This window comes from Thiocapsa sp. (assembly GCF_035467215.1).
Taxonomy (GTDB): Bacteria; Pseudomonadota; Gammaproteobacteria; order Chromatiales; family Chromatiaceae; genus Thiocapsa.
This window is the reverse complement of the sequence record NZ_DATITZ010000279.1, coordinates 1-12,024: the sequence shown is the minus strand read 5'-3', so window position 1 is coordinate 12,024 and position 12,024 is coordinate 1. Positions and strand designations below refer to the sequence as shown.

Here is a 12,024-nt window from a genome sequence, read left to right as displayed (position 1 = left end):
TGCTGCCGGGCAGGATGCGTAGGGCGTCGCCCGGCTTGATGCGCCCGCTGGCGATCTGGCCCGAGAATCCCCGGAAGTCCAGGTTCGGGCGATTGACCCACTGCACCGCCATGCGAAACGGCCGCTCGATCATCCGGGTTTGGTCGATCTCGACCGTCTCCAGATACTCGAGCAGGGTCGGGCCTTGATACCAGGGCGTGGCGTCGCTCTTGGACGTGATGTTGTCGCCCTTGAGACCCGAGATCGGAATCGCCTGGAAGCTCCCGATCCCGATCTGGTCCGCGAAGGCACGGTAGTCGCCGATAATGCTGTCGTACCTGGCCCGATCGTAGTCGACCAGATCCATCTTGTTGATGGCGAGCACGATGTTGCGGATCCCGACCAGATGGGCCAGATAGCTGTGGCGCCGTGTCTGGGTCAGCACGCCCTTGCGTGCGTCGATCAGGATGACCGCGAGATCCGCGGTCGAGGCGCCGGTCACCATGTTGCGTGTGTATTGCTCATGGCCCGGCGTGTCCGCGACGATGAACTTGCGCCGGTCGGTCGCGAAGAAGCGATAGGCGACATCGATGGTGATGCCCTGCTCGCGCTCCGCGGCCAGGCCGTCGACCAGCAGGGCGAAATCGATCTCCTGGCCCTGGGTGCCGACCCGTTTGGAATCCGCTTCGAGCACGGCGAGCTGGTCCTCGAAGATCATCTTGCTGTCGTAGAGGAGCCGGCCGATGAGTGTCGATTTGCCGTCGTCCACGCTGCCGCAGGTGATGAAGCGCAGCATCGTCTTGTGCTGGTGCTTCTCCAGGTAGGCATCGATATCGCGCGCGATCAGCTCGTCGGTCTTGTAGATGTCGTCGGCCATCAGAAATACCCCTCCTGCTTCTTCTTTTCCATGCTGGCGGACTGGTCGTGGTCGATGGCGCGACCCTGGCGCTCGGACGTCGTGGTGAGCAGCATCTCCTGGATGACCTCGGTCAGGGTCGTGGCCTCGCTCTCGACCGCGCCGGTCAGGGGATAGCAGCCGAGCGTACGGAAGCGGATCGAGCGCATGCGGACCTCTTCGCCGTCGCGCAACGGGAAGCGATGGTCGTCGACCATCAGAATCAAGCCGTCGCGGATCACGCTCGGGCGCGGGGCACTGAGATAAAGCGGCACGATCTCGATCTGCTCGAGATGGATGTATTGCCAGATATCGAGCTCGGTCCAATTGGAGAGCGGAAAAACGCGGATGCTTTCACCCTTGCCCTTGCGGGCGTTGTAGAGTTTCCAGAGCTCGGGGCGCTGATTCTTCGGATCCCAGCGGTGATTGGCCGAACGGAACGAGAAGACGCGCTCCTTGGCCCGGCTCTTTTCTTCGTCGCGCCGCGCGCCGCCGAAGGCCGCGTCGAAGCCGTATTGGTCGAGCGCCTGCTTCAGTCCTTCGGTCTTCCACAGATCGGTGTGCAGGGAGCCGTGATCGAAGGGGTTGATGCCACGTGCGAGCGCCTCCGGGTTTTGGTAGACGAGCAGCTCCATCCCCGCATCGCGCGCCGCCTTCTCGCGCAGCCGGTACATGTCCTGAAATTTCCAGGTGGTATCGACATGAAGGAGCGGAAAGGGGGGCGTGGACGGATAGAAGGCCTTCTTGGCCAGGTGGAGCATGACGGCGGAATCTTTGCCGACCGAGTAGAGCATGACGGGCCGCTCTACCTCGGCCACCACCTCGCGCATGATGTGGATGCTTTCGGATTCCAGGCGTTGCAGGTGTGTGAGAGTCGTCATCGAGTCCTAACCGAGGCCGGTGGCAAAGAGGATCGCGGATGGGTTCTCCGGGCACGTCCGACCGACGGGACGGGATGCTCGGGGTGGGGATACAGGGCTCCGTGTCTATCAGGTCCGGTTCGGCCGGCGCCCGCGGGCATTTCAGCGAGAGTTCAACTGATCCGTATAGACGGAAAGTAACCAATCGCCACTCGGTTGGCGCAGGAAGAGTTCGGCGCTTACCCGCTGCTGGGAGAGCAACAGATAGGCCTGCAGGCTGGGGATGGACCGGTAGTAGGCGAATTTGTCGCCCCGGTCATAAGCCTCCGTGCTGTCGGAGAGGACCTCGACGATAAATGCGGGGTTTGTGATGATATCGCGGCGATCATCCAAAAATTGCCGTTCCCCGCAGAGCGCCATCAGGTCCGGATATGCACCCAGATTAGCGGACTCGACCCGGACCTTCATGTCGCTCGTGTAAACGTAGCAGGGGCCGCCCTTGAAGCAAGTGCGCAGCTCGCCATGGACATTACCGGCAATCAGGTTGTGCGCCTCAGAGCCGCCCGCCATGGCGAAGACCTCGCCATTCAGATATTCGGTACGACCCTGATCCGATGCCCGTTCGGCAGCGAGCCAGTCTGCAAAATCAAGGTGGTGTTTGGGCTGAAGCGACATGACGGGGCTCCGGGTCTGGACTCGAACGCTACTTGGACGAGGGTGCACGCGGATCACAACGAAGGACAAAACATACGCCGCCAGGCATTCCTGAATAAGCTTCCGATCTGACTCGGCGGTCTTTGTCCATCAACCGTCGCCAGCGATCTCGGCGCGAATCGACGGCGCGATCGATTCAATGGACGCCGGAGCGCAACTCGTCCAGCAGCGGCCCAAGCTCGTCGGTCACTGCGCTTAAGCGCTCGTATTCCCCCACAGCTCGATCCCCTCTTGCATGATGTCGTCCAGCAGTCGGCGGCTGGTTACGTCACCGTCGCAAATGACGATGGACCGAAGGTGGGGGAGATCCTCCCAGCCCTTTTTTTAATCTCTTAAACCGCGCCGGCTCCAGCACACGTCGCGTCTGCCGGGGCCGATCCCATCCAAGAATATCGCATACCACGCTGGGCGCGGTTTAGCCGCCGCTCGCGTGTGGCTGCGGGTCGGTCTTACCGCGGCTCGGCGCCACTCCCCCGAACCAGGTCACATAGAGCGTCGGCAAGAAGACCAGCGTGAGCAGCGAGGCGACGGCGAGGCCGCCCATGATGGCAAAGGCCATCGAGCCCCAGAAAACCGTAGGCGCGATCGGGATCATCCCGAGAATGGTCGAGAGCGCGGTCAGCATGATCGGCCTGAAGCGCGATAGGCTGGCCTCGACCACGGCATCCCAGACCGTCTTGCCGGCCGCCCGCTCGGCCTCGATCTGGTCGATCAGGATCACGGCGTTCTTGGCGATCATGCCCACCAGGGCGAGGATGCCGAGGATGGCGACGAAGCCGAGCGGCTTGCCGGAGGCCAGCAGGGCGCCGACCACGCCGATCAGGCCCAGCGGCACCAGGCTCAGGACCATGAAGAGCCGCGCGAAGCTCTTGAGCTGGAAGATCAGGAGGGTCAGCATGAGCAGGATCATCACCGGAACTACCGCAAAGACCGAGGCTTGCGACTCGGCGCTCTCCTCGACCGCGCCGCCCAGCTCGACGCGATAGCCCGCGGGCAGCGTCGCGTTCAACTCGGCGATCGGGTCGGCGAGATCCGCGACCACCGTCTCGGGCAGCATCCCCGGCGTGACGTCGGCCTGGACCGTCAGGGTCGGAACTCGGTCGCGCCGCCACACCAGCGGGTAGTCCTGACCATACTCGAAGACGGCGAACTGACTGAGCGGGATGGTGCGTCCGTTCGGTAGCGAGACCGGCAGGCTGCGCAGGGTTTCCACCGACAGACTCTGCCCCCCGAGCTCGCGCGCCACCACATCGACGAGATAGATGTCGTCGCGGACCTGGGTAATGCCGGTGCCGGAGATATTGGCGTTGAGCGCGGTGGACACCGCCTGGCTGCTCAGGCCCAACTGACGCGCCTGCTCTTGGTCGACGCGGATATGCAGCTCGCGCTCCGGCTCCATCCAGTCGAAATTGACCCGGCGCGATCCGGGGTGATCCGCCATGAGATCCGCGAGCTGCATCGCGATCTCGCGCAGCTCGGTCGGGTCCGGACCGACGACGCGGTACTGCAAGGGCCAGCCGACCGGCGGACCCAGCTCCAGCGGCGACACCCGGCCGACAACCTCCGGGAAGCGCTCGGCCAGCAGTTGTTCGAGTCGCGGCTGGAGACGTTCGCGTGCCTCGATGTCGTTGGTTACGACGACGGCCTGGGCGAAGAATGGGTTGGCCAACTGGACGTCCAGCGGCAGATAGAAGCGGATGGCACCCTGACCGATGTAGGTGCTCCAGCGTTCGATCTCGGGCGCGAAGTCTGGATCCTCGCGCAGGATCTGCTCGAATTCATTCACCAGCCGCTCGGTGGCATGGATCGATGCGTTCTGCGGCAACTGAAGGTTGACCAGCAGCTCGGGGCGGTCCGAGGACGGGAAGAACTGGCGCGGCACCTGACCCAGCGCCACGATGGCGGCGACGAAGATCGCGAGCGTCAAAGCGATGGTGAACCAGCGCGCGCGCATCGCCAGCGTCAGAAAACCCCGGTAGACGGCGACTGTGCGGCTCGGCTTGTCGTTCGCACCGGCCTTGGGCGGGCGCAACAGCGTCATGCCGATCAAGGGGGCGAACACCATTGCAACGAGCCAGGAGGCAATCAGTGCGATCCCGACGACCGCGAAGATCGAAAAGGTGTATTCGCCCGCCGAGCTTTGAGCGAAGCCGATGGGCACGAAACCGGCGATGGTGACCAGTGTGCCGATGAGCATCGCCTTGGACAGGTGCGTGTAGGCATAGGTAGCCGCGCTTGCCTTGTCGTCGCCCAGGGCCAGACGCCGGCTCATGGCGTCGATGGTGGTCATGGCGTCGTCGACCATGAGGGCGAGTGCGATGATGAGCGCGCCGAGAGAGACCCGTTGCAGGTCGATGTCGACGATGTCCATCATCGGAAAGACCACGGCCAGCGTGAGCGGAATGGCGATGGCCACGACCGTGCCGGCTCGCACACCGAGGGCGACGAAGCTGATCACAAGCACGATGCCGATCGCCTGCCACAGCGAGGTGGTGAATTCGTTGATCGCGAGATCCACCGTCAGGGGTTGATCGGCGACCAGACGTGGCTCGATGCCGTGCGGCAACTCGGCTCGGATGTCGGCGATGGCGTCGGCGACATTGCGCCCGAGAGCCAGGGTATCGCCGCCGTCGCGCATGGCGATGGCGAGCCCGATGGCGGGTTCCCCATTGATGCGGAACATGGGCTGGGGCGGATCGGCGAAGCCGCGGCGGACATCGGCGATGTCGCGCAACCGCAGCATACGCTCGCCGACGGCGAACGTGACCTCGGCGATGTCGCGCTCCGAGCCGAAGGCGCCCGAGACCCGCAGCGCGATGGACTCGTCGCTGGTCCTCAGGATACCCGCCGGGCTGACGATGTTCTGCGCACGCAGCGCGGCGATCAGGGTGCCGGGATCGAACCCCAGTCCGGCCAGCCGCTCGGCCGAGAAATCGATATAGATGACCTCGTCCTGCGCTCCGAGGATGTCGATCTTGGAGACATCGGGGACCGTAAGGAGCTGCGAACGGGCGTCCTCCACGGCGTCGCGCAATTCGCGATGCGTGAAACCATCGGCGGTAAAGGCGTAGATGATCCCGAAGGTGTCGCCGAACTCGTCGTTGAAAAAGGGTCCCACGATCCCTTGCGGCAGGGTGTGGCGCACGTCGCCGACCTTTTTACGCACCTCGTACCAGGTATCCGACACATCCCGTCCCTGCGCGCTCCCGACCAGATCGACGAAGATGGTGGTGGTGCCGGCGCGGGTGAAGCTGCGCAGGTTGTCGAGATTCGGAACCTCCTGCAGGGTGCGTTCGAGACGCTCGGTGACCTGGGCGATGGTCTCGTCGAGGGTGGCGCCGGGCCAGATCGCCTTGACCACCATGGTGCGGAAGGTGAACGGCGGATCTTCCGCGCGGCCGAGCTTGTAAAAGGAGCTCACCCCGGCGGCCAGCACCGCGAGCATGATGAAAATGGTGACTGAGCGGTTGCGGATAGCCCAATCGGAGAGATTGAAGCCGCTCATGGCCGATCTCCGGTCGAGTCGCCGGTCGGGTCTTCGGTCGGGGCTTCGATGGGATCAGGGGTCGACTCCCCGAGCAGTCGGACCTGCTGACCGGGGCGCAGGGTCTGAACCCCCGCCGTCACGACAAGCTCGCCGGGCGCCAGACCTTCGGAGATCAGCACCCGATCCAGCTCATAGCTGGCCACGTCGACATTACGCAAGGCCACGGTGCGCGATTCCGGGTCCAGGGTCCAGACCGCAGGCGCGCCTCGGGACGAGGTGAGCGCCGAGGTCGGGATGGCGATCCCCGCGACCCCGCCGAGCTGGATGCTGCCGGTGACGGTGGAGCCGAGCCGCATCGCTTCCGGCGGGCTGGCAAGACCCACCCGGACCTTGAAGGTCCGCGTCACCGGGTCCGCTTGGGGCGAGACCTCGCGGACCCGGCCGGTGGTGCTGACCTTGGGATCGGTGCTCAGCGCAACGGTCACCTCGTCATCGGCGGAGGCCGCCTCGATCACCCGCGCCGGCACGTCGAAGACCGCGTCGCGTCCGCCCTCGCGGGCAAGTTGGACGATCATGCGCCCGGCCGCGACGACCTCGCCCGGCTCCGCGCCGCGGGCGGTGACGATACCCGGCCCGTCGGCGATCAGTGTCGTGAATCCAAGCTGGTTCTCGGCCGTCCTGACTTGGGCCTCGGCCGCCTCCACTTGCGCCTGCGCGGCATCGCGTGCCTCGACGGCGCGGTCGAATTGGGCGCGGGCGACGAAGCCACGTGACAGCATCGGTTCGTACCGCTCCACCGTATTGCGCGCCTCGACCAGACGCGCCATCGCGGCGGCCAGATTCGCCCGCGCCGCGTCGATCGCATTGCGCTCGTTGACCGCGTCGAGACGGGCGACGATCTGCCCCGCGCGAACCTGATCGCCCACGCTGACCGTGCGCTCGATCAATTGTCCGCCGACCCGAAAGGCCAGGGCCACATCATCCTGCGCCTGGATGTTGCCGGTGAGGGTGACGGTCTCGCCGCCCGGCAGCTCCTCCACCGTCACGACCCGCACCGGGCGGATGGGCTCGGCGATGGGTTGCGACTCTTCGACAGGCTGGCACGCGGTGAGCAGCGCGAGGATCGCCGGGAGCACGAGGGCACGGGGCAAGGATGCGCCGGTTCCGAAGACCAGGCGCGTCTTGTCGCCGCAACGGTGTGAGATCAAGACTTTCACAAGAACATCTCCGGTTGAATGTTGAACGGCGATCTCGGACGGCGTTGCCGAATATGGACAGATGATCAAGGATCGTGCGGGCTCCGGCAACGTCGGCAGCACGGGGCGAGCGCGGCGGCGACTGCCCGGGATGCAGACGGCGGCACCGAGCAGAAACTCACGCGTCGACGACACTCCAACCGCCGCGAACCCGTCTCGGCAAGGCTTGTCGCGTGCGAGCGATGCCGCTCAGAGGATATCGTTCAACGCCAAGCCGATTACGATCGTATTTTGCTTCCAGTTGTAGTCGATCAAGCTGTCGCCGTAGCCGGTGAAGGCGCGGACATAGACGCGCAAGGGCCCGAGGACTTGCGGCGACATCCAGGTCAACTGGGCAGCGCCCTTGTCGGTACTCGGATTGCCGCGACCCATGAGGGTGAAGCTGTGATCGCGCCATTTATAGAAGGCCGTGATATCTCCGTAGCCGTAGTAGTCGGTGATATCGGGGTTGTCGTCGTCGGAATCGCCTTCGTCGATGCGCACCCAGGGCCGCAAGACCAGCGCGAAGTTGCCCCTTTCGATTCCGATCGAGGCGATGATGCGGTCCCAACTGCGCGAGATGGGGTCGGATCGACCGTTGGATTGATGGTTGTAGCCGACGTTGAGCAGGCGCCAATCGAAACCGCCGAAACTGATATCCGGCCGGAAGCTGACCATCAACTCCGGCATAAAATTGGTCTCGCGAAAGGGACGCGAGATCTTCTCGTTGTAGACCTGCCATTGGCTCATCTGAGAGTAGGCGGCCCAGAGCCCCCAGCGCCGATTATCCGTAGACCACATCCGGAACTTGAAGCTGAGCTGAAAGCGCGCCTCGGTGCTGTCCAGATCCTGATCCTCGGTTTCGAGTGCATCGAACAAGGGTGAGAACGGTCGGCTGTTGATGCGATTGGTGAAGTTGCCGATCAACAGATAGTTGGGGTTGTAGAAACTGATGTCGTAAGCGCTCGATCCGGGGTCGAAGGCCCATGCCTTGTCGATCAGCGAGGTCTCGGCGGGGCTTCGGCTCTCGACCGCGCTCGGCGTGTCGCCGACCGACAGGGGTGCCGCAGGTGCCGACATGGCCGTCCGCTCCGGGACCGTTCCGCCGGAGGTCTGCGCGGCGACGGGAAGACGTCCGCTGGCCCGGTCGTAACAGGCGAGCCGCGCCTGATCGGTCTGGATTGGAGCGCAATCGGCGATGCTCGGGGGCGAGCCCTGCGCGAATGCGACGCCGCTCGGCGCCAAGCCTAAGGCAAACAGCAGGCCCGCAGCCGACGAGGACATGCCGAGTCCTTTCGCTGTGTTGAAATAGACCACGCCGCGGCGCTCCTCTGATGATTTGATCGAGCGTCCGAGTGTAACCGAATCGACACCCCAATCGACCCGGCGTTAGGTCTGCACCCGAGCCAATCCCAGCACATAGAGCGCCCCCACCGTCAACTGCACGGCGGCAATCGGCAGGCCGATCCGCAGGAACTGCATGAAGGTCACCCGCCGGCCCCGAGCAGAGCAGATTCCGACGGCAACGACATTGGCAGAGGCGCCGATCAATGTGGCGTTGCCGCCCAGGGTTCCGCCGAACATCATGGCGACGAACACCGGCATGACGGCGTTCGGCCATTCCGTGAACCCTCTCGCCAAGGCGATCTCCGGGACCAGCTGGGCCGCGACCAGATAGCCCGTGATCATCACGAGTGCTGCCGAGACCACCGGGATGTTGGCCAGCAAGCTCGACAGGATTCCGATCCCGACCAGGGACAAGATCGCCACCGGCACGACATCGGACCCGAACCGGTCATAGAGCTGGATCGACAGCCCTTGCAGCAGCTCCGTCTTGATGAAGCCCTGGACAAGGGTGAAGATGGCGGCGAGGAAGATGATCGTCTTCCAATCCACGTCGCGCAACACCTCGCCGACCGGCTCGATCCGCACGCCGTAGACCACCAGCAGCGCCAGGGCGGCGCCGATGATGGCGACCTCGGGCGGAACGATATGGTTCGGCAGCGACTCTCCGATCAGGAACAGAACCACCATCGTCAGGAGAACGAGCAAAGCCAGCGCTAAGAATTTCGGGTGCTCGATACGCACGCGGGAACGCTCGGGCGACAGGCTGATCCGCGTCGACCAGACCTCCGGCAACAAGAGCGGCAGCAGCGGGACGACGGCCAAGACGGCCAGTAATCCTCCCGGAGACACCATCCGCAGATAGTCGATAAAGGACAGGCCGATCGCGCTGCCGACGAGGAAGGTGGCGGGATCCCCCACCAGGGTGAGCATGCCGGCGGCATTGCTGACGATGGCCGTGATGATCATGGGCCCGACAAAGTCGACTTTCAGCGCTCGACAGACACCGATGATGACCGGCGCCACGAGAATCACGGCCGTCGCGTTGGGCAGCAGCGCGCAGACCGGAGCGACCAAGGCGACGATGAGCAACAGGAGTCGCTTGCCGCTCCCGCCGGTGGCGCGCAGGAACCCATCCCCGAGCCAGTCGAAAACCCCGGTCTTGCCGATCACCCGCGCCACCACCATCCCGCCGAACAGCAAGGCGAGTGGACCGCCGGCGGTGTCGATGATCGGGAGAATATCGGCACCGCCGATGACTTCGAAGACAATGAGGACGCTGACCCCGAGCAGGGCGGCGACCACCATGTCGAGGAGATCGAATGCGATGACAAGAATGACGGCGGCAAACACGCCAAGGGTCAAATAGATCTGAAGGTCGGTCATCGAGGATCCGCAGTCGTCGGGTCAGTTCAATCGATCGGGGGGACATAGTGAAGACCGCCCTCGGTCCAGAGGCGGTTCAGACCACGGTCGATCTTCAGCGGACTGTCGCGCCCGAGATGGCGCTCGTAGATCTCGCCATAGTTGCCGACCGCCTGCACGGCCCGAATGCCCCAGCCGGGCTCGATCTCCAGCGATCGCGCAATGATCCCGCGCTCGTCTTCGGTGCGCAGTACCAAGAGGTTGCGGTTCCGGGCGAGCACGGTCTTCAGATTCTCGGCGGTGATGCCGTATTCCTCGGCGAGGATCAGCACGTTCAACACCCAGCGGACAACCGTTGTCCACTCCGGATCACCGCCCCACACGACCGCGCTCAGCGGCTCGCGCGAAATGCGCTCGGGCAGGATCGGATAGGTCTGCGGATCCTTCTGCGCCAGTGAACGCATGGCGGCGAGCTGCCCGGCGTCCGAGGTGTAGGCGCGGCAACGCCCGGCAAAAAAGGCCGCCGCCGCATCGGGCGCCGAATCAATCACCAGCGGCTCCACCGACCAGCCCTGCACCTCGAAATAGGTGGTCAGGTTACGCTGGTGGGTCGTGCCCTTCTCGACGCAGACGCTCGCGCCGTTCAAATCGGCGAGGCTGTCGATACCATCCTCGGCACGGACCATGAAGCCTTGGCCATCGTAGAACAGGATACCGGGGAACTGGACTTTGAGAACCGCTTCGCGGGTCAGTGTCCAGGTGGTGTTGCGCAGCAAGAGATCGACTTTGCGGGACTGCAACGCCGGAAAGCGGGTCGAGGCACGCAGGGGCACGAGCTCGACCTTGTCCGCATCGCCCAACACCGCCGCGGCGACCGCGCGGCAGAAGTCCACGTCGAGGCCGCGCCATCGTCCCTCGGCATCGCGCTCGGAGAAGCCCGGGATGCCCTCGCTGACCCCGCAGCGCAGCTGCTCGCGCGACTTGACGCCATCGAGAACCTCGCCGGCCTGTGCCGCCGGCAGGACCGTGAGGGCCAGAACTAACAGGACGGCACACCGTTCTGACCAGTTGCGATTCATTGGGGGCTCCGACGATTGGGGTGGCCATCGGGACGGCACGACCGAGACCGGACTCCGACCGGAGTGTATCGGGTGACCATGGGGGCGGCACGTGAGGCGCCCGACCCGCGTTGTCGCCGATCATACTGCCGGCCCGCGCGCGACTCCATTCATGTCAGTTAAAGCACCATCATCAGGGTCCCTGCAAACGTCAGCATCACGTTTGCAAAGGTATAGGTGCCGGCATATCCGAGTGCCGGGATCGAGCTGCGTGCCGCCTCGGTCACGGCGTTCAGGGCCGGTGTGCTGGTCATGGCCCCGGTAATGGCGCCCAGGAGCAGGGCGGGATTCATGTGCAACAGCCAATGACCGACCGCGTAACCGACCAACGCCGGAACCAGCGTGATCAGCACGCCGCTCAGGATAATCGCGGGCCCGATCGACAACAGCGCCGCAACCACGCCGCCGCCGGCGTTGACCCCGACCGTCGCCATGAACAGCATCAACCCGAGTTCCATGAGCACGTAACGGGCGGCTGCCGGGACTCGGCCGAAGGTCGGCATGAGCGATCCCAGGTAGCCGACCAGAATGCCGACGATGAGGAGCCCGCCGGCCGTGCCGAGACCGAACGACATACCGCCCAGGCTGACCGTGACCAGCCCGAGCATGATTCCGCCGATCATTCCCCCTGCAAAGGTGGCGAGGTCGGTCTTCTCGACATCACGCTCGATGTAGCCGATCGCGTCGGCCAACCGGCGCAGGTTGTTGCGCTCGCCGACGACCTCCAGACGATCGCCCTTTTGCAGCGTCAGGCCGATGTCCAGAGGGATCTCGATCGCTGCCCGCGTGAGACCGGTGGCAAAGCAGCCAAACTCACCGGGCAGGTCGAGCTCGGAGAGGTTCTTGCCGATAGTCTTGGTGTCGGCGACGATCATCTCGATCGTGGCCACCTGATAGCTGAGTAACTGGGTGTCCAGCACCTCCTCGAAGCCTTGCTCCCGCGCCCGCTTATGGGCGCCGATTCCTGCGATGTAGGCCACCACATCGCCGGCCTCCAGCGTTAGGTCCGCGTCCACATCCATCAGCT

General features: G+C 64.5%; 9 protein-coding genes. All 9 read right to left on the bottom strand.

Going from position 1 to position 12,024, the window contains the following annotated elements:
* Nucleotides 1-856 (bottom strand): GTP-binding protein (locus tag VLR48_RS15850; protein WP_325292720.1); only part of this gene is annotated, 856 nt, incomplete at its 3' end.
* The gene (cysD, locus tag VLR48_RS15845; RefSeq protein WP_325292719.1) at nucleotides 856-1,755 is read right to left on the bottom strand and encodes a sulfate adenylyltransferase subunit CysD; all 900 of its coding nucleotides are present in this window, start codon (nucleotides 1,753-1,755) and stop codon (nucleotides 856-858) included. The genes VLR48_RS15850 and cysD, both read right to left, overlap by 1 nt.
* Before the next feature lie 141 nt (nucleotides 1,756-1,896).
* On the bottom strand, nucleotides 1,897-2,409 hold the full coding sequence (locus tag VLR48_RS15840) for a Uma2 family endonuclease (RefSeq protein WP_325292718.1): 513 nt from the start codon (nucleotides 2,407-2,409) through the stop codon (nucleotides 1,897-1,899).
* Between the two features lie 454 nt (nucleotides 2,410-2,863).
* Nucleotides 2,864-5,953: an efflux RND transporter permease subunit gene (locus VLR48_RS15835; RefSeq protein ID WP_325292717.1), complete on the bottom strand. Its 3,090-nt coding sequence runs from the start codon at nucleotides 5,951-5,953 to the stop codon at nucleotides 2,864-2,866.
* A complete protein-coding gene (locus VLR48_RS15830) occupies nucleotides 5,950-7,152 on the bottom strand; it encodes an efflux RND transporter periplasmic adaptor subunit (protein WP_325292716.1) in 1,203 nt (400 codons plus the stop codon). The genes VLR48_RS15835 and VLR48_RS15830 overlap by 4 nt, the downstream gene beginning before the upstream one ends.
* A gap of 228 nt (nucleotides 7,153-7,380) precedes the next feature.
* Entirely contained in the window at nucleotides 7,381-8,487 is a 1,107-nt protein-coding gene (locus tag VLR48_RS15825; protein ID WP_325292715.1) for a phospholipase A, read from the bottom strand.
* 72 nt (nucleotides 8,488-8,559) lie between these two features.
* A complete protein-coding gene (locus VLR48_RS15820) occupies nucleotides 8,560-9,900 on the bottom strand; it encodes an SLC13 family permease (RefSeq protein WP_325292714.1) in 1,341 nt (446 codons plus the stop codon).
* A gap of 26 nt (nucleotides 9,901-9,926) precedes the next feature.
* Nucleotides 9,927-10,958 carry an amino acid ABC transporter substrate-binding protein gene (locus tag VLR48_RS15815; protein WP_325292713.1) on the bottom strand — a complete coding sequence of 344 codons (1,032 nt, stop codon included), beginning with the start codon at nucleotides 10,956-10,958 and terminating at the stop codon, nucleotides 9,927-9,929.
* A 158-nt stretch (nucleotides 10,959-11,116) separates the two neighbouring features.
* Nucleotides 11,117-12,024: TrkA C-terminal domain-containing protein (locus VLR48_RS15810; RefSeq protein ID WP_325292712.1), on the bottom strand; the 908-nt coding region annotated here is incomplete at its 5' end.

What these genes read in the sequence shown, in the direction of transcription:
- VLR48_RS15820 (WP_325292714.1), bottom strand. Translation starts at nt 9,900, where the DNA reads ATGACCGACCTTCAGATCTATTTGACCCTTGGCGTGTTTGCCGCCGTC.
- VLR48_RS15835 (WP_325292717.1), bottom strand. Translation starts at nt 5,953, where the DNA reads ATGAGCGGCTTCAATCTCTCCGATTGGGCTATCCGCAACCGCTCAGTC.
- cysD (WP_325292719.1), bottom strand. Translation starts at nt 1,755, where the DNA reads ATGACGACTCTCACACACCTGCAACGCCTGGAATCCGAAAGCATCCAC.
- VLR48_RS15815 (WP_325292713.1), bottom strand. Translation starts at nt 10,958, where the DNA reads ATGAATCGCAACTGGTCAGAACGGTGTGCCGTCCTGTTAGTTCTGGCC.
- VLR48_RS15840 (WP_325292718.1), bottom strand. Translation starts at nt 2,409, where the DNA reads ATGTCGCTTCAGCCCAAACACCACCTTGATTTTGCAGACTGGCTCGCT.